Source organism: Mycobacterium sp. E183, assembly GCF_001667735.1.
Classification (GTDB): Bacteria; Actinomycetota; Actinomycetes; order Mycobacteriales; family Mycobacteriaceae; genus Mycobacterium.
Map to the genome: position 1 here is coordinate 1 of NZ_LZJN01000017.1, position 18,193 is coordinate 18,193.

Below are 18,193 nucleotides of genomic sequence, written 5' to 3' on the forward strand. Positions count from 1 at the left end.
GGCTGGGCGACCCGACCACGGCGCCCGCGGAAGCGTGGACCACCGCGGCGCTCGCCAAGGCGGCGGCCGGCGATGCGTGCCGGACGTAGAGGTGGGCGTCGTGCTCCCAGGTCTGCCCGAGCGCCCCGTGCACCTGCACCGCGGTTCTCGCGCAGGTGGCCGCCGCATCGCCGGCCGCCGCCTTGGCGAGCGCCGCGGTGGTCCACGCTTCCGCGGGCGCCGTGGTCGGGTCGCCCAGCCGGGCCGCCGCGGCGTAGGTGAGACTGCGGGCGCGCTCCAGCCCGACGTAGTTGTCGGCCAAAGCGTGCTTGATCCCCTGGAACGCGCCGATCGGCGTGCCGAACTGGCGGCGCGTCTTCGCGTGCTCGACGGCCCGGTTCAAGGCGGCGCTCGCCGTGCCGACCAGGTCGGCGGCCGCGGCCACCAACGGCGCCGTCAACGCTCGCTCGGTGTCGACCGGTGCGATGGCCAGCGGCTCGGCGTCGACCTCGACGTCTGCCAGCGGCTGCGCGGGGTCGGTCGACTCGCCGGGGATGACGGTCACCCCGTCGCCGCAGCGCGCGACCGCCACCACGGCGCCATCGGGGGCGGTGTCGGCCCGCGCCAGCGTGACGAGCAGCTCGGCGCGCGACAGGTTGGGGACCGCGACCGCCCGTCCGCGCAGGCGCCCGGCGCGCAGCGTCATCGGCGCCCCGGGCAGCCGAGATCCCTTGGCGTGCACGGCCAGGGTGGCGACCACGCCGCCGGCGATGTCGTCGAGAACCGCGTCGAGGCCCGCGTCGCGTAACGCGCCGGCGGCCAGCCCGACACTGCTCAACAGCGGGATCGGCGCGATGGCCGCACCGCATTCCTCGAGCACCAGCGCGAGCTCAACCGGTCCGTAGTCGCCGGTCCCCGGGGCGGCCAATTCCGTCCAACCGAGGTCGACGACCGTCTTCCACAGCGTCCGCCACCGCTCCGGATCCGTCATCGCCTGCCGGGCGGAGTCGGGCGGGCACTCGGCACGCAGGATGTCGCGCACGGTCTCGCGCAGCGACAGCTGCTCCGCGTTCAGTCCAACATCCATAAGACCCCTAACATAATAAAAATAGTAAACTAGCGGCCCGGTCCGCAATCGCACGGGAATAGACGCATAGGTGGGCGCATGGTCGAGTGGTATTTGTTCCTGCCGCAGGTTCGGCTGTCGGCGGCCGACATCGTGGAGCGGGCCCGGCACGCCGAGGACAGCGGCTTCGACGGCCTGGCGTTCATCGATCACCTCGAGGCGCCGGGGTTGCCCGACGAAAGCATCTGGGAAGCAATGGGGATTGCCGGCTGGGTGGCGGCCAAGACGGAGCGACTGCGGATCGGCCACCTGGTGCTGTGCGACGCGTTTCGCCATCCCGCCGTGCTGGCCAAACAGGCCGTCACCCTGTCCGACGCATCCGAGGGCCGGTTCGATCTGGGCCTGGGTGCGGGATCCTGGCCCACGGAGTTCACCAGATTCGCTGTGGGTCAGCAAGATCCGAAGGCCAGGGTCGCGCAACTCGGGCGGCATCTCGAGCTGATCCGGCAGTACTGGGGCGACGGGACGGGGGAGTCCGCGCAGTCCCCCCGCCGGTCCCATCCGATACCCCTGGTCCTCGGCGGAACGGGACCGCGGATGATGGAACTCGTTCGCAGGCATGCGGATTGGTGGAATGTGCCGGCAAACCACCTCGACCGGCTGCCCAAGCTGGCCCCGGAAGCGGGGTCCGCCCGGGTATCGATCCAGCAGATGGTGGGATTTGTCCGGGCCGCCAGCGATCCCAAGGCCGTGCGCGAGGTGAGCTTCCGCCGATTCGGCAACCTGGGCTCCGGCCTGGTGTGCGGCGACGCCGACGAGTTGATCGGTCACTTCGACGGTCTGTCCGCTCAGGGGGTCGAGCGGTTCTACGTGTGGTTCACCGACTTCGCGAAGCCTGATTCCCTGCACGAATTCGGCGAATCGGTGATCAAGGCGTTCCCTGGCGGCGCCGCCGCGCCTCGGTAGGAACGACCGGCGGCCGGGCGAACGGCCCGCGCTGCACCGCGCTGAGCCGGACCTCCGGCAGGTCAAGGGACGGGTCGACGGTGTCCAGCCACGCGACGGCGTCCGCCACGTCGGAGACCCGAATCGCGTACATCTCGAACGGCACATCCTGCAGCATCTCGGTTTCCACCGGTCCCGGCGTCACGAGGTGCACGGCGATGCCGTCGCGGTCGACCTCCAGGGCCAGGGCGCGGGCGAACGCGTTCATGCCGGCCTTGGACGCCGAGTAGGCGGTGCGGGCCATCATCGGTTCGTGCGCCGCGGACGACGAGATGAACACGAACCGCGAACCCGCACGCATCTTTGGCAGCGCGGCGGAGGTGACCACGAAGCACGAGTCCAGGTTGGCCGAGATGATGGTCCGCCACTGCTCGAACGTCTGCTTGCGCGCGTACGTTCCGCCCAGCGTGCCCGCGGCGTGGACGACCAGGTCGATGCTTTCCAAAGCGCTTGTGGCCGCGACGAATCCGTCCGGATCCGAGGCGTCGGCCACCAGGTGACGCGCGCCGATCTCCTGGGCGGCGGCACGCAACGGAGCCTCGCGACGCGCGGCCAGCACCACGTCGTAACCCAGCTCGACCAACTTGCGACCGCACGCCTTGCCGATCCCGCCGCTGCCGCCGGTGACCAATGCGGTTCTCAAGGGGCGCCTCTTAGGGTTGCCGGAAATCCCGCGTCCGCGACAAAGCCTGCGGCGACAGCGCGTGGATACGTTGGTCGTGCCGATCCGAGAGCACGTAGGTCTGCGTGTCGGCGAGATGGCGACCCGCGATGCGGCGCGCCCTGTCGACGTCGCCCTCCGCGATGGTCTCGGTCAGCTTGACATGCGTGCCGAGGACGGCGCGGCGTTGAGCCAGCGAGGGGTAGGTGCCCCGGGCCGCGCTCTCGTCCGCCCACTGTTGTTCGTGGCTGGTCCACAGCGTCTCCAAGCTGCCGACCACCGCGATGATGGTGTGGTTTCCGCAACCGCGCACCACGAGATCGTGGAATTCCCGGCCGATTTCGGTGAACAGCGCGCCGTCCTCGATGTTTTCGGCCATGGCGTCGTTCACCCTGTTGAGCTCTGGAACCAGCGTGTCCGCGCGGTCCGGCCGCCGGGCGGCCAGCGCGGCGCACGCGGGCTCGAGTTCCTGCAACGCCATACCGAGGTCGGCGACCGCGACCGACTCGCTTTGCAGCAAGAGCCCGAGCATGTACGCGGCGCTGGTCTTCGCCGGCGCGTGCACGACCGCGCCGCCGCGATTACCCCGCCGGACCGAAACCAGGCCCTCGGTCTCGAGGATGCGCAGCGCTTCGCGCAGCGAAACCAAACTCACGTTGAACTGCTCGACGAGGACCTCTTGGCGCGGCAGGAGGTCGCCGTCCGCCAGGTCGCCGTTGATGATCTGGCGGCGCAATTCGTCGGCTACGATCTCAGCGATCCGCGGCGCCGACAATCGGCGACGGGCGTCGCGCCCAATTCCCAAGTCGGTCATCCGATCCTCGAAACCAATCAACTCGCTGGCTTAGCTATTTTAGCAGTAATGGTATAAATAGCTTCTTCGATCGCGTGTCGATCGGGAGGGCGGGTGTAAGTGAGCGAGCGGTCCGACAGCCGGCCCACACCGCTGCACGACCTGTGTGTCGTCGAGATCAGTGACCGGATCGCCGGCAGCTACTGCGGGAAGCTGCTGGCCGATGCCGGGGCGCAGGTGCGCAAAATCGAACCGCCGCAGGGTGATTGGCTCCGCCACTACTCCGCGACGCGGTCACCGGTGCCGGACGGGCAGAGCTCGCCGTTTTTCGCGTATCTCAGCGCAGGCAAGCGCAGCATCACGTGCCCGCCCGGCTCCGCGCGGTTTTCCGCGGAACTCGCCGCGGCGGACGTGGTGGTGCTCACGGCCGGGCGCGAGCGGGCCGCGTCGCTGGGCGTCGACCCGCAGCTGCTGCTGGCCGCGGCTCCGGGCGCGATCATCGTCACGATCTCCGACTTCGGCTGGACCGGACCGTACGCCGGGCGAGCCGCCAGCGAATTCACCCTGCAGGCGTGGGCGGGCTCGCCCGGCTTCCGGGGTGATCCCGCCGGGCCGCCGATCTCCATCGGCGGCGACCTAGGGGAGTACATGGGCGGCGTGTATGCCGCGTTCGGCGTGCTGGCCGTGCGCCGCCGCGTCGAACGCGGCGGACCCGGCGAGCACCTCGACCTGTCCATGCTCGAGGCCCTGACCGCGATGCAGAGCAGCGAATGGCTGCACTCTCAGCTGCTCCGCGTGCCGCCGGTTCGCCGCACGCTGGAAGTCCCGTCGATCGAGCCCGCCAAGGACGGCTACGTCGGGATCACCATGGTCACCGGCCAGCAATGGCTCGACTTCGTCGCGATGGTCGAGTGCCCGCAGCTGGAGGAGATCGAACAGCTCCGCTTCCAGATCGGCCGGTGGGCCTACCGCGACCTGATCCGCGAACAGATCGGCCCCTGGCTGGCTGAACGGACCGTCGAGGAGATCGTCGAGCTCGGCCAACTGTTCCGGTTGCCCATCGCGGCGCTCGGCAACGGCTCCACGATCCGAGAGATGGAGTACGTGACGCAGCGCGGCGCCTTCGTGGCCAACCCCGCCGGCTTTCACCAGCCGCGAGCGCCGTGGCTGATGTCGGAGTGCGCGCCCGCCCCACCGCGCGTAGCCCCCGCCCTGGGCGAGGCTGACGATGAAAACGCTCCGCTTCCAAGAGAAATGGCCGTGGTGTCGCCGGCGACGGATCTTCCCCTGTCCGGTGTGCGCATCGTCGACCTGACTGCGTTCTGGGCCGGTCCCGCGGCGACCCACCTGCTGGCCGCGTTCGGCGCCGACGTCGTCAAGGTCGAATCGATACAGCGGCCCGACGGCATCCGCTACTCGGGCGGCATGCGCACCGACGTCGACGATTGGTGGGAATACGGTTGGGTCTTCCACGCCATGAACACCAACAAGCGTTCGGTGACATTGGATTTGGGATCCGAAGACGGGCGGCGCCTGTTCACCGAGCTGGCCGCCGGCGCAGACGTGGTGATCGAGAACTTCTCACCCCGGGTGATGGAGCAATTCGGCCTGACCGCCGACGTGCTGCTGGACGTCAACCCCAAGCTCGTAGTCGCCCGCATGCCCGCCTTCGGGCTGGACGGCCCGTGGCGGGACCGGGTCGGATTCGCCCCCACCATGGAGCAGATCGCCGGCCTGGCGTGGGTGACCGGACTGCCCGACACCCCGCCTGTCACGCCGCGCGGGGCATGCGACCCGCTGGCCGGCGTGCACGCCGCCTTCGCCGTGCTGGCCGCGCTGAACTTCGCCGACCGCACCGGATCGGGCCAGCTCGTCGAGCTGCCGATGCTGGAAACGGTGCTGAACGCCACCGCGATACAGGCGATCGAGTCGGAGGTCTTCGGGACGACGCTGACCCGGCGGGGTAACCGCGGTTTCGGCGATGCGATCCAGAACATCTACCGCTGCGCCGGGGAGGACGACTGGATCGCGGTCACCGTGCGCGACGACCGGCAGTGGCATGCGCTGGTCGAGTTGATGGATCGACCGGCGTGGTGTGACGAGCAGCTGTCCACCGTCACGGGGCGGTGTCAGCGGGCCGACGACCTCGATCGCCGGCTAGCGGAGTGGTTCGGCCGGCAACCGCGTGACCCGACGGTGGAGCGCTTGGCAGCCGCGGGCATACCCGCCGCTCCGGTCGTGTCGCCGTCGCTGGTCACCGACAATCTCCAACTGCGCCACCGGGGCTTCCTGGAGACGCTGCACCACCCCAGCACCGGCGCGGGCTTGTACCCCTGCCCACCGTTCGCGCGGCTTTCCGGCCAGGACAGCTGGCTGTTGCGACCACCGCCGCGGTTGGGCGAGCACAATGAGGACGTGCTGCGTGATCGGTGCGGGCTGACCGACGAAGAACTGACGCGCCTCGCGAGCAGCGGGGTGATCGGGACCCGACCCAAGGGCCTCTAGAGAAGTGGAGGGCATCTGATGCGCGTGACGGTTGACGAAAACCTTTGTGAGGCCAACGGTTTCTGCGAATCGCTGGCGCCGGAAGTCTTCGAGCTGGGCGACGAGGACGTGGTGCAGATCGCGGACGGACCCGTGCCGCCGCGGCTCGAGATCGACGTGCGGGCCGCGGTGGACCAGTGCCCCAAGGCCGCGCTGCGGCTGATCGACTGACCTGGCGGCTAGCGCCGCTCGGTCAGCGAGATCGACATCTCGTCGTAGATCGACATGTTGGTCATCAGGTTCGGATAAGCCACCGTGGCCGGCCCGATCTCGATCTCGTCGCAGCGCAGCAACAGCTCGTCGAAGACCGCGCGAAGTTCCGCCCGCGCGAGCATCGCGCCGAGGCAATGGTGCGGTCCCCCGCCACCGAAGGCCACGTGCGGGTTGGGTTGACGGCCGATGTCGAAGGTGAATGGCGAGGAGAAGACCTCCTCGTCACGGTTCGCCGACCGCAGCATCGACACCACCCGCTCGCCCTTGGCGATGTGCTGGCCGTCCATCTCCACGTCGACCTTCGCGGTGCGCGTCCAATAGGCCACCGGTGACGCCCAGCGCAACACCTCCTCGATCGCGGTCGGGCGCAGGCCCTCGTCCGTCCGATAGCGTTCGATCTGCTCGGGGTTGGCGAGAAAGGCCTGCAGCCCGATCGCGAGTGCGTTCTTGGTGGTGTCGCTGCCGGCGAAAGCCAGGACGAAGAAGAAGAATTCGAGTTCGTTGGGGGGCAACCTGAATTCCACACCGTCGTCGCCGGTGATCACCGCCGACGCCAGGGTGCTCCAGATGTCATCGGTCGGGTTACGCCGCTTCTCGGCGGTCAGCTCCATGGCGTAGTCGAAGACCGAGGCGAAGAGCTCGAGTTCCACCTGCCCGGTCGGACGGGCTTCGGGCGCAAGCGCCTTCAGGATGCGGTCGAAGAGGTCGAATACGCGCGGTCGGTCCTGATCGGGGATGCCGATGATGTCGCCGATCACGGTCATCGGCAATGCGTCGGCGACGTCGGAGATCCAGTCGCCGCCGCCCGCGGCGAGCAGGTCGTCGATCATCCGCGCCGCGCGCGCCCGGATGCCGTCCTCCAGCTTTGCGATCGCTCGCGGATTGAACGCATTTGAGATGAGTTTGCGGCGTTTGTTCAGGTCCGGGGGGTCCAGCGTGATGATCGTTGGCGACGACGAGAACATCGCGACCGGCTGAATCAGCGGCCCGTCGGCCGCGGTGAACGACTCGGTGTCGCGGTGCAGGCGAACGGCGTGCCGGTGTCGGGTCGCCACCCAGAAATCGCGGTGCACCGTCTTGGCCACGCCGGGGGTCAGTTCGTGCCTGAACAGTGGCGTGTTGCGCCGCAGGTCAGCGAACAGGTCGTCGGGAAACCCGTTGCGCCACAGGGCGAAGTCGGAAAGGTCCACCGCCGCAGCCGTCATCTTCAAACCCCGCTCTGTCGGACGCGTTGGCGCCGCGTTGACGTTCAATGCTTAAAATAGTAAAAATAGACCTTGTCGTCGAACCGCGGTGATCGAAGGGCGGCCCAGTTGCGCTCGGCTCGCCTGGGCAGGGCGGGATATGGAGAGCTCGTGACGCATACAATTTCGGACCCGGCTTCGGATCCGGCGGGAGATCCCTCGGAACGCGAGTTCGGACAGGCCGGCATCGCGCTGTCGACCTATCGGTTCCCGACCGGTTGGTTCATCGTGGCATTCGGCTCCGACCTGGCCGCCGGGGCGGTCAAGCGGGCGCACTACTTCGGTGAGGAACTCGTCATCTTCCGCACCGAGTCCGGCCAGGTGCACGTGATGGACGCTTATTGCCAACACCTCGGCGCCAACCTGGGCGTCGGCGGCACGGTGGAAGGCGACAACATCGTCTGCCCCTGGCATGGCTGGCGCTGGCGGGGTGACGGCACGAATGCGCTGATTCCCTACAGCAAGATCGGTTGCAAGAACAACGTCCGCATCCGCACCTACCCGACCGTGGAGTGGTACGGCTTCATCCTCGCCTGGCACGAGCGGCACGGGCGGGCACCGTACTGGCAGCCGCCGGTGCTGCCCGAACTGGAAACCAACGAGTATTACCCGCTGCACCCGCACACGCAGATGCTCAACCGGGTGAAGGTGCACCCGCAGATGATCATCGAGAACGCCGCCGACCCGTACCACGTGCAATACGTGCACAAGGCCGCCAATCCCGCCACCACCGCGTCGTTCGAGGTCTCCGGGTATCACCTGCACGCGACCGTCAACGCCCATTTCGGCGGCGGGCGCGCGTCGACCTGGCTGACCCCCAACGGGCCGGTCGACGCCAAGATCATCTACGACAACTACTCCCTGGGGCTGGGGGTGGTCCGCTTCCCGAGCGAGCTGGTGGCCACCGTGCAGGTCACGGGGCAAACGCCGGTCGACGAGGACTACACCGACTACTTCTACACACAGGCGTCGGTCCGCGAGCCCGGCGATACGGGCGACGTGCCGACCGGTCGCGCGGCCAAATTCCTGGCGCTGCAGCAAGAAGTCATCAAACAGGACTTCTTCACGTGGGAGAACATGAAGTACCTGGAGAAGCCGAACCTGGCTCCCGAAGAGGCGCACGACTATGCGGCCCTTCGCCGGTGGGCGCACCGCTTCTACCCCGGCACCGAGGCCTCGCCGTCCGACTTCGGTTACACCGCAGCCGGTGAGCCCGATCCGGCGGCCGCGAAAGCCTAATCGGCGAGCCGATGCACCCCGACCGGAGCGCGCCGTTAGGGCCCTCCGATTTCGGCGTCGACGATTTCACCGTGCCGGCGGTGCTCGACCGGCGCGCCGAGCAATATCCCGACCGGGTGATGATGTCGATCGCCGGCGTCGAGGTGACCTTCGAGCAGATGCGGCAGCGGTCCTGCGCCGCGGCGAACATGCTCGCGGACTTCGGCGTTGGCCCGCGTGACTGCGTGGCGCTGTTCACCGCAACGTGCCCGGAGTGGGTGTACTTCTGGCTGGGTGCGGCGCGCCTCGGCGCGGTGAGCGCGGCCGTCAACGCCGCCAACAAGGCAGACTTCCTGCTGCACGCCCTGCGGTTGTCGCAGGCCAAGGTGATCCTCACGGATGCCGAGCGGCGGCCCAGGGTCGACGAGGTTGCCGACGCGCTGGAAGCCGCGCCCAGCGTTGTGCTGCAAGATGATTCACTCCGGGCGGCATTGAACCGCGGCGGGGGGCCGGCGGTCGCCGGGGCGCACACCGCGGCGGGGGAGGTGGGATGCCTGTTCTTCACGTCGGGCACCACCGGCCCGTCCAAAGCGGTTGCCACGACATGGCATTACCTGTTCACCGTGGCCGCGACCGTCGCGTCGGCCTGGGAACTGCGGGACGGGGAGGTGCTCTGGACGGCGATGCCGCTGTTTCACCTGAGCGCGGCTCCCAGCGTGTTGGCGCCGATGCTGTTCGGCGCGACGACCGTGCTGGCCCAGGCGTTTCACCCCGGCCAGGTGTGGGACGACATCCGTGCCCGCGGCGCCATCGGCTTCGCCGGCGCCGGTGCCATGGTGTCGATGCTGCACAACCTGCCCGCGGACCCCCGGGACGCGCAGCTGCCACTGCGATTCATCTCCGCGGCTCCGATCGACGCCAAGGCGTATCGCGACATCGAAAACCGTTACGGCTGCCGGATTGTCACGATGTACGGGATGACCGAGGCGTTCCCGATCGCCGTCAAGGCCCTGGCCGACGAGGGGGTCCCCGGGACGTCGGGGCGGCCGAATCCGAACTTCGACTTACGCATCGTCGACGAAGCCGGCGACCCGCTGTCCGCCGGTGCGGTCGGGGAGATCGCCTGCCGGGCCCGGTACCCGGGTGTGATGAGCGAAGGCTATGTCGGCGAAGGCTCACGGGTGGTTCCGCACCAGGAATGGTTTCGCACCGGCGACCTCGGCCGGCTCGACACCGAAGGCAACCTGACCTACGTCGACCGCCGCAAGGATTCGTTGCGCCGGCGGGGAGAGAACGTTTCCTCGGTCGAAGTGGAGGCCGTCGTCATGAGCCATCCCGCCGTGGCCGAAGCGGCCGCGGTCGGGGTGCCCAGCTCGTTGGGCGAGGACGACATCCTGCTGGTGGTGACGTTGCGGCCCGGGACCACAGTCGATTACACCGAGCTGCTCGATTTCTGCGCGGCCCGGATGCCGTACTTCTGCGTGCCGCGATTCGTGGAGACCGTCCGCGAACTTCCGAAGAACGTCATCGGGCGGATACGCAAAGACCTGTTACGCGAGCGGGGGGTGACTCAGGAGGCGTGGGATCGTGAAGCTCAGGGCTATAACGTTAGCCGGTAAGTTACGTTAATGTTACGTAATCGTCGGAAAGTTACTTTAATGTTACGTCCGTCCGCTCGTTGGCAGTCGTTTCCCGGGAGAGTCTGGAGACCGCAATGACCATGTCCTATCAGGAACAGCAAATGCTGCAGGCCGCCACGGGTCGAGCCGCCATCCTCAATCTGAACGCCCGGCACAACCGGGCCTACTCCGACGGCGACCGCGAGCGCTGGATCGCCACGTTCCGCCACTCCGGCGCGACCTACCACCGCGACGGCGACACGTTCGACGACCTGCGTGCGGCGTTCGACGGAGGTGACGGACAACGGCTTGTCACCCTCGACCACGAGATCCGCGTCGACGGGGTCAACGCGACACAGCATTGTGTCGCCGTGCTTTTCGCCGCCATGTACGGCGACACCACGTTGCGGGCCACCGGGATCTTCCGGGACACGCTGATCTATGAGCGTGGCGGCTGGTACTTCACTTCCCGCACGCTGCAATGGGATTCGGTGCCCAGCAGGCACCCGCTCGTTATGTGAGCGGCGTGGATCTGAGTTACGAGCTGGCCTTCGGCACCTACGAAGACGCGCTGCGGATGGTCGGCGCGGCCAGCGAGCCCCGCACCGCGGCCACGGCGGTCAGCGGCGCGCGCATCCAGTTGTTCGCGGCGATGGTCCACGACCGCAATCGGTCCTATTGGGACGCCGACTTCGCGAACCGGACGTGGGGCGGGCTGCCGGCGCCCCCAGCGATGTTGATGGGTTGGCTGATCCCCCCGCCGTGGCTGCCACAGGGCAGGCCGCCGGCGGCGTCCCTGGTCCTGCGGGTGCCGTTGCCCGGCACCACCTTCATCAACGCGGCCAACGACGTCGAGTTCCTCGAGCCCATCGTCGAAGGTGACGTGCTCACCGTCGTCGAGGAACTGGTGTCGGTGTCGCCGGAGAAGCGGACGCGGCTGGGCGTCGGCCATTTCGTCGAGACGCTGGAGACCTATCGCCGCCAGGACCAGACGGTGGTCGCCACGTGCCGCAACACGTTGTTTCGGTTCACCCCGGGGGGATCGCCGTGAGCGACGACGGCCTGGACTTCGACGCGATCACCGTTCCGGCAGACCTGCCCGAGGTGGTCGACCACATCAGCTACCAGCGAGTGGTCGAGAACGCCGGAGCGACGTGGGACTACTTCCCGGGCCACTTTGACCCGGAATATGCGCGGCGCCAGGGCAATCCGACAATCTACGTCAACACGATGCACCTCGCCGGCTTCGCCGACCGTGTCGCGACCGACTGGGCGGGCCCGAGCAGCCGCGTGGTGCGGCGCTCCTTGCGGCTGACGGGTTCGGTCTACGCCGGCGACACCATGATCGGTCGGGGACGCGCGGTGGCCAAGCGTCGCGACGACTCCGTGGACCCGCCCCGCTGTCTCGTGGACATCGAGATCCAGGTGACCAATCAGCACGGCGCGCTGTGCTGCCCGGTCGAGCTCACCCTGCAGCTGCCCGCCAGTGGCCGATGACGACGTAGCACCGCCGGGCCGCGACCCGTCATGGCGGCCGGAGACGGCGTAGCGATGGCCGCGACCATGGGACGGGTTCGGATTGTGATATCACCGGTGATATCGCAAATGGCAATCGCCATATGCCCCCGATCACGGGCAGGGCACTGACGGCGGGTTATAGCGGCGGCAACTGCCCCTTGCACACCAACGTCTGCAACTCGACGTATTCGTCGAGCCCCTCCGGGCCGAACTCGCGTCCGATGCCCGATTGCTTGAAGCCGCCGAAGGGGGCGCCGATGTCGAGCGTGTACATGTTGATGCCGTACGTGCCGGTGCGCACCCCCGCCGCAATCTCCATGCCGTGTGCGATGTCGGAGGTCCACACGGAACCGGCCAAACCGTAGTCGGTCTCGTTGGCGATGCGTATCGCGTCGTCCTCATCGCGGTAGCGCAGCACGGTCAACACCGGGCCGAAGATCTCCTCCCGGGCGATGCGCATGTCGTTGGTGGCGTCGGCGAAGAGCGTCGGCCGCACATACCAGCCGCGGTCCGAAGGGCTGTCCAGGCCGCCGAGGACCACGCGGGCCCCCTCGGCCTGACCCGACTTGATGTAGTCCTGGACGCGGCGTTGTTGCCGTTGCGCGACAAGGGGTCCGATGTCGGTGGTGTCATCGGCCGGATCGCCGACCTGCAGGGCCGACATCATGTCGGCGAGCGCGTCGACGACCTCGTCGTGTCGCCGGTCGCTGACCAGGATGCGGGTCTGGGCGACGCAGGCCTGGCCATTGTTCATCAGGCCTGCGGTTTTCAATCCGGCGACGGTCTTGCCGATGTCGGCGTCGTCGAGAATGATCGCCGCGGATTTACCGCCCAATTCCAGGCTCACCCGCTTGAGTTGTTCGCCGCACAGAGCGGCGATGCGGCGGCCGACGGCGCTCGACCCGGTGAACGCGATCTTGTCCACACCCGGATGACGCACCAGCGCCTCGCCGATCTCGGGGCCGCCGGGCAACACCGAGACCACCCCTTCGGGCAGGTCCAGCTGCTCGATCATCTCCGCCAACCACAAAGCGTCCAGGGGAGTTTCGGGCGCGGGTTTGATGATGACGGTGCACCCGGCGATCAGCGCCGGGATCAGTTTGGGCATGATCAGGAACTGCGGCACGTTCCACGGGACGATCGCGCCGACCACCCCGACCGGGGCCCTGCGCAGGTGCACTTCGCCGAGCACGCCCTGGCGCCGTTCCTCCCACGGGAAGTCGCGCGCGGCGGCCAGCGCCAGATGGATGAGCGTCGCCGCAGCCGCCCCCTGGCCCATCCGGCTGAAGCTGCGCGGGGAGCCCATCTCGTCGGTGATCAGGTCGGCCATCTCCTCGATGTGGCCGCCGTAGATCGTGGCGAGCTGCTCGACCTTGGCCATCCGCTCGGCGTGGGACATCCGCGGCCACGGGCCGTGGTCGAAGGCGCGGCGCGCGGCGGCGACGGCCGCTTCGACGTCCTCCGGCCCGGCCACCTGGACGTGTCCGACCGGCTCTTCCGAGTGCGGGGAGATGACGGCGAGCTGTTGGGGATTGGCGGGCTTACGCCACTGCCCCCCGATGAAGAGTTCGCTGTAGGACCGGTGGTCGGCAATTGCTGTCATCGGGCACTTCCTCGACGGTTGGGCGCGCGCACATGGCGCAGTGACCGTGATTTCGCTATTGACGCTAACATAGCGAAAAAAGCAGCGAGGCCCCATATGACCAGCGATTGGCGCAGTTACCCGTTCCAGTTGGTGCCCGGCGACAGCCAGCTGGACTTTCCCGCCGCCGAGGGCGAACACCCGGACCAGGAATCGGACACCTGGTTCATCGCCGGGCAGCTCGATGCCGCCGAGGACGACCGATCGTTTGCCTTCCTGACCATCTTCAACAAGAACCGGCCCGGCGGGACCGTGGTCGCGGACTTCTACACGCTGGCGCTGTTCGATCTCGCCACCGGTGACTACGGCACCTACACGGACTACGACATGCCGCCCGCCAACATGAAGCCCGGTGCGCAGCGCAAGCTCAGCCTGGCGCCGGGTTATCTGGACATCCATTACTCCAGCGGGGCCGGCACCGCGTCGTGGACCACGTGTCGCGACGCCGACGGGGAGCTGCTGCCCTACACCTATCGCGTCAGCCTGGTCGGCGAGGATCAGTCGGGTCGTCCGATGCGCCTGGACTTGGCCGTAACGCCAACGCGCGCACCGACACCGGTGGGCGCCTCGACATACAACGGGAAGATCTGCTGCTTCGGCCAAACCGAGACCTACTCGTACTTCCAGACCGGCATTGCGATGACCGGCACGCTGCGTTGGGGCGATGTCGTCGAACAGGTTTCCGGCAGCAGCGGTCACATCGACCGGCAGTGGTTCCCGAAGTACGCGGGCGGCGGCGGGACCGGGGGAGACCCGCGGGCCCGGTCCCATGAATGGCGCACCATCAACTTCGACAACGGCGTGGACCTGAGCATCTGGCGGCAGTTTGATCGCACGAACGCCAATGCGCTGCAGCCGTTTACCGGTGTGACGATGAGTCATCCCGACCCGGCCATCCCGCCGGAGTGCGCCGAAGACGTCGAGGTCACGGTCAGCAGCTATGTGCGATGGCCGGAGGCGGTGCAGCCGTTGGTGCGGCCGCATGCGGCCGCCCGATATATGCCGGATCGCCACCGGATCACCTGCCGCACCATGCAACTCGACATCGTCGGGGAACCACTGGTGCCCGCGCCCGCGCACGGCCTGCCCATCGAATACATGGAGGGCCCGTACCGCTACAGGGGGACCCTGTGGGGCACGCCCGTGACCGGTTTCGCGTTCAACGAGCGCTCCCTGGCCCTGTATCGGGACTGGGAGCTGGTCGAGGTGCTGGCCACCACCGTCGCGAACCTCGAACCCGCCGACCGGGACCTGCAGACGGCCGCGGGCCTGCTGGTGCAGCTGTTGGCCCGGGGACGCCGACAGGAAGCGGTCGGGCTGTTGACCACGGTGCGCGCCGCCCAAAGCGACGATTTGGCAACGCTATTGGATGACCTCGTGGCGGCGCTGACCGTCGACGATTGAGGGAGCCGCATCGAGACTGAAGCCACGCACACGTTCTGCGGCGTGTCGTGTGCGCGGTTTAGGTGTCGCGAACCTCGGCGAGCGCCCGGTCCCAGGCGATGTGGCGATGTTGCAGCCCGGGTTCGTTGCGGCCGAACAGCAAGTGGTCGCGAACGCCCGAATCGAGGTTGGCCTGCAGGCCCTCGACGAGGCGGTAGTCCTCGTCGCGCACGGTGGCGTGGGCGTACTCGAAGACCGCCTGCGCGCCAGCCGCCACCGATTCGTCGGTCAGATCCAGCGGTGTCGAATTCTGGTGCACGGTGACCGAGTTCCCCGGTCGATCGCCGGGGTAGATCCGGAACAGCTCGCCGTTGGCGATGGTGACCGACAGCACGATGTTGGGGAACAGCGCGTAGATGACGACCATGTTCTGGAACGGATCCCACCGATCTTCGGGGACCTCGTCCAGCCCCAGGATCGTGTTGAGCGGGAAGATCAACCGGTGGTGCGGACCGAACGAATCGAAGACCGTGCAGTTACTGCGGGCGATCGTGGCGAAGGTCTGCTGGTGGACGGTGGCGAAATGGTAGTTCTCCGAGAAGGTGTCGACCGCGAGCTTCCAATTGATCGGGCAGTCGAGCACCTTCTCGCCCAGCGGCGACCACCGCCCGATGCCCCACGAATCGAGCTCGGAGGCAAGCGGGCCGAGGTGTGCGGCGACGTCCAGTGGAGAGCCGGGATCCATTGCGATCCAGAGGAATCCGGCGAACTCGGCAGCCGGGAGTTCGGTCAGGCCGTCGACTTTGACGCTGATGTCCGGGAACCCTTCCCGACCCGGCAGGCCGACCAAGCGCCCGGTGTTGTCGTAGGTCCACGCGTGGTACGGGCAGGTGAATCGCTTTGCGCTGCCGCATCCCGTCGCCACTTGCGACTGGCGGTGCAGGCAGACGTTGTTGAACGCCTTGACCGATCCGTCGGCCGTGCGGGTCAACAAGATGGACCGGCCCATCACCGTCTTGGTGCAATACGCGCCGGGGGAGGGTAACTCCGAGGCATAGCCGACCAACTGGGGGCTGGCCATCACCAGGGCGCGGTCCTGGACGTGGCGCTCGGTCGACGTGTATGCCCGCGCCTCGACCCGGTGCTCCTGCGGGGCGAGATCGGTGGTCCTGTCGCGCGCCAACTTCAAGGCGCGGCGGGTGAGGTCGATCAGCTGGTCGCGTTCCATCTGATCAGTACAGACCTTGCCACAGTTGTAAGGTCAAGGGGTGGCTGAGCAGTTGCTGATCGGCGACGTCACGGCCCTGACCGGGATCGCTTCCGGTCGCATCCGCCACTACGAGAAAATCGGCCTGCTGCGCGCCGAGCATCTGTCCAACGGCTACCGGGTCTTCGACGTCGAGCAGGTGCTCGACCTGTTGCGCATCGATTTGATGAGGAGTCTCGGCGTCAGCATCAACGACATCCAGCGGCTGATCGCGGGTGGGCGCACCACGTTGGCGGGTGTGCTCGATGAGCACCGCACGTTGTTGATGCGTCAGCGCGACCGGCTGGACCAGCTGATCGCGGCCATCGATCGCTCCCGTGCCGCCACCGATTGTCCCGCCGAAGACGTCAACGAGGACATCCTGCGCAGGCTCGCGACCACCCACCGCGACAGCATCGGGGTCATCGGGCGGCTCAGCGCGCCGCTGTCCGAGCCCGTCGCCGCCATGTACGCAGACCTGTTCGAGGAGTGGGACCTGCCGGTTCCGGTGCTCTTCGGGCAGATGGTCCTGCCGGCGGCGGCCAGCACCCTGCTGGCGAAACTGGCCGAGACGCCGGGGCGCCAGGTGTTGTTCGATCGATTGCGTGACCTCGCCGGCGAGGTCATCAAGTTGGCCGACGACGGCGCGGCCACGGAGCTCGCCCGGCGTTGGATCGACAACCAGCTCGCCGACCCACTGCCCGACGACGTGGTGTGCGTGCTGCGGGGAGTGCAACCGTCACTCGAGCGCGACCCCGTCATCGTCCAGGGCTTCCGGGCCTGGGCGGGATCGATCAACCCGGCGGCCGCACACTTCCTCGACGAGATCGCCCGGCAGACCGCCGGCCGCGGCCTGGACGGCGTGAGCGTCATCGTGCTGCCCACGGCGGCGTCACCCCAAACCCAGGATGCGGCACCGTGATGCAGATGTGACCAGTGTGGTCAATGTGTCGGATGGGGTTACTGTCGTACCCTGTCGCTTGTGTCATCGGTTTCGCGGCGCGACCTCCTCAGACTGGCGGCCGCGACCCCGGCCTTGGTGGGCCTGGGCGTCGCGGGCGCGTCCATGGGCGCCACACCGGCGTCGGCGTCGCTCGGCACCCTCTTGGACTACGCGGCCGGCGTCATCCCAGCCAGTCAGATCCGGGCCGCCGGTGCCGTGGGCTCGATCAGGTACGTATCGGACCGGCGACCCGGCGGCAACTGGATGCTGGGCAAGCCGATCCAGGTCGCCGAGGCGCGTGACCTCAACAGCAACGGGCTGAAGATCGTCTCCTGTTATCAGTACGGGAAGGGTGACACCGCCGATTGGCTCGGCGGGGCCAGCGCCGGGCTCCAGCACGCGCAGCGCGGGATGCAACTGCACGCCGCCGCCGGCGGCCCCGCCAGCGCACCGATCTACGCCTCCATCGACGACGACCCCTCTTACGACCAGTACAAACAGCTGATCGCGCCCTACCTGCGGTCCTGGGAGTCGGTGATCGGTCATCAGCGCACAGGTGTGTACGCCAATTCGAAGACCATCGACTGGGCGCTGCACGACGGTCTGGGCTCGTACTTCTGGCAGCACAACTGGGGGTCACCCAAGGGATTCGCCCACCCGGCCGCCCATTTGCATCAGGTCGAGATCGACAAACGCAGCGTCGGCGGCGTCGGGGTGGACATCAACGAAATCCTCAAGCCGCAATTCGGCCAGTGGGCCTAGCCGCCGGGTTTCCGTCACCCGCCACCGTCGGGCCGCGAGTCTTAGAGATCCCAGCAAACACTCGTTCGCTCATTTCTGGCGGCGGCGGGCGCGGATGCCGCCCGCGCGACGCGGCCGAGGCGGGATCGACGCGGCTCGACGGCTCGAAATTTTTACATAACGATTACATAACAAAACTGCCTTGATCAGCGCAGTTATAGCTACTCGACCGTAACCACCTGCACGCAGCGGGTTTGTTCGCGGGGCCCGCGCCGCCGATTCAGACCGGTGTTACCCACGACACGGTTACCCATGCGTAGAACTCACCAGTAACCAATCACCACGCGAAACGGGGGTCGATCCTTATGACACTCTTAG

The 18,193-nt window shown here is 67.7% G+C and carries 17 protein-coding genes; 11 read left to right on the plus strand and 6 right to left on the minus strand.

What is annotated here, in order from left to right; all coding sequences use genetic code 11:
* On the minus strand, window positions 1-1,066 hold a 1,066-nt coding region (locus A5691_RS01890), incomplete at its 3' end, for an acyl-CoA dehydrogenase family protein (RefSeq protein WP_068015742.1).
* A 78-nt stretch (window positions 1,067-1,144) separates the two neighbouring features.
* On the opposite strand from A5691_RS01890, the gene A5691_RS01895 reads away from it, so the two are divergent.
* A complete protein-coding gene (locus tag A5691_RS01895) occupies window positions 1,145-2,011 on the plus strand; it encodes an LLM class flavin-dependent oxidoreductase (RefSeq protein ID WP_067760513.1) in 867 nt (288 codons plus the stop codon).
* Here the strand turns inward: A5691_RS01895 and A5691_RS01900 are convergent.
* A complete protein-coding gene (locus A5691_RS01900) occupies window positions 1,974-2,693 on the minus strand; it encodes an SDR family oxidoreductase (protein WP_067760515.1) in 720 nt (239 codons plus the stop codon). The two genes, A5691_RS01895 and A5691_RS01900, sit on opposite strands and share 38 nt — an antisense overlap.
* A 10-nt stretch (window positions 2,694-2,703) precedes the next feature.
* A complete protein-coding gene (locus A5691_RS01905; protein ID WP_067760517.1) occupies window positions 2,704-3,525 on the minus strand; it encodes a FadR/GntR family transcriptional regulator in 822 nt (273 codons plus the stop codon).
* 99 nt (window positions 3,526-3,624) lie between these two features.
* On the opposite strand from A5691_RS01905, the gene A5691_RS01910 reads away from it, so the two are divergent.
* Together A5691_RS01910 and A5691_RS01915 are read left to right on the plus strand one after the other, a co-directional pair.
* Window positions 3,625-6,009: a CoA transferase gene (locus tag A5691_RS01910; RefSeq protein ID WP_067760519.1), complete on the plus strand. Its 2,385-nt coding sequence runs from the start codon at window positions 3,625-3,627 to the stop codon at window positions 6,007-6,009.
* 18 nt (window positions 6,010-6,027) lie between these two features.
* A complete protein-coding gene (locus tag A5691_RS01915) occupies window positions 6,028-6,219 on the plus strand; it encodes a ferredoxin (protein ID WP_046185638.1) in 192 nt (63 codons plus the stop codon).
* An 8-nt stretch (window positions 6,220-6,227) separates the two neighbouring features.
* Here the strand turns inward: A5691_RS01915 and A5691_RS01920 are convergent, their stop codons facing one another.
* On the minus strand, window positions 6,228-7,514 hold the full coding sequence (locus A5691_RS01920) for a cytochrome P450 (protein ID WP_369807448.1): 1,287 nt from the start codon (window positions 7,512-7,514) through the stop codon (window positions 6,228-6,230).
* Window positions 7,515-7,616: 102 nt separating this feature from the next.
* On the opposite strand from A5691_RS01920, the gene A5691_RS01925 reads away from it, so the two are divergent.
* From A5691_RS01925 to A5691_RS01945, 5 genes are all read left to right on the plus strand, one after another.
* Window positions 7,617-8,744 carry an aromatic ring-hydroxylating dioxygenase subunit alpha gene (locus A5691_RS01925; RefSeq protein ID WP_156670260.1) on the plus strand — a complete coding sequence of 376 codons (1,128 nt, stop codon included), beginning with the start codon at window positions 7,617-7,619 and terminating at the stop codon, window positions 8,742-8,744.
* 11 nt (window positions 8,745-8,755) lie between these two features.
* Window positions 8,756-10,342: an AMP-binding protein gene (locus A5691_RS01930; protein ID WP_067760523.1), complete on the plus strand. Its 1,587-nt coding sequence runs from the start codon at window positions 8,756-8,758 to the stop codon at window positions 10,340-10,342.
* A gap of 95 nt (window positions 10,343-10,437) precedes the next feature.
* The gene (locus A5691_RS01935; RefSeq protein ID WP_067760525.1) at window positions 10,438-10,863 is read left to right on the plus strand and encodes a nuclear transport factor 2 family protein; all 426 of its coding nucleotides are present in this window, start codon (window positions 10,438-10,440) and stop codon (window positions 10,861-10,863) included.
* A 56-nt stretch (window positions 10,864-10,919) separates the two neighbouring features.
* The gene (locus A5691_RS01940; protein WP_067760598.1) at window positions 10,920-11,393 is read left to right on the plus strand and encodes a MaoC family dehydratase N-terminal domain-containing protein; all 474 of its coding nucleotides are present in this window, start codon (window positions 10,920-10,922) and stop codon (window positions 11,391-11,393) included.
* A complete protein-coding gene (locus tag A5691_RS01945) occupies window positions 11,390-11,839 on the plus strand; it encodes a MaoC family dehydratase (RefSeq protein ID WP_067760527.1) in 450 nt (149 codons plus the stop codon). Before A5691_RS01940 ends, A5691_RS01945 begins: the two co-directional genes overlap by 4 nt.
* Window positions 11,840-11,996: 157 nt before the next feature.
* Here A5691_RS01945 and A5691_RS01950 read toward each other — a convergent pair whose 3' ends face one another.
* Window positions 11,997-13,463, minus strand: a complete 1,467-nt coding sequence (locus tag A5691_RS01950; protein WP_067760529.1) for an aldehyde dehydrogenase — start codon at window positions 13,461-13,463, stop codon at window positions 11,997-11,999.
* 96 nt (window positions 13,464-13,559) lie between these two features.
* On the opposite strand from A5691_RS01950, the gene A5691_RS01955 reads away from it, so the two are divergent.
* Window positions 13,560-14,906: a secreted hydrolase gene (locus A5691_RS01955; RefSeq protein ID WP_067888380.1), complete on the plus strand. Its 1,347-nt coding sequence runs from the start codon at window positions 13,560-13,562 to the stop codon at window positions 14,904-14,906.
* A 58-nt stretch (window positions 14,907-14,964) separates the two neighbouring features.
* Here the strand turns inward: A5691_RS01955 and A5691_RS01960 are convergent, their stop codons facing one another.
* A complete protein-coding gene (locus A5691_RS01960; RefSeq protein WP_068015740.1) occupies window positions 14,965-16,113 on the minus strand; it encodes an SRPBCC family protein in 1,149 nt (382 codons plus the stop codon).
* 40 nt (window positions 16,114-16,153) lie between these two features.
* Here A5691_RS01960 and A5691_RS01965 point away from each other — a divergent pair, with 40 nt between their 5' ends.
* Together A5691_RS01965 and A5691_RS01970 are read left to right on the plus strand one after the other, a co-directional pair.
* Window positions 16,154-17,053, plus strand: coding sequence for a MerR family transcriptional regulator (locus A5691_RS01965; protein WP_067760535.1), 900 nt, complete (start codon window positions 16,154-16,156; stop codon window positions 17,051-17,053).
* A gap of 60 nt (window positions 17,054-17,113) precedes the next feature.
* Window positions 17,114-17,836 (plus strand): DUF1906 domain-containing protein, encoded by a 723-nt coding sequence (locus A5691_RS01970; protein WP_067888373.1) that lies wholly within the window; start codon window positions 17,114-17,116, stop codon window positions 17,834-17,836.
* Window positions 17,837-18,193 lie beyond the last annotated feature (357 nt).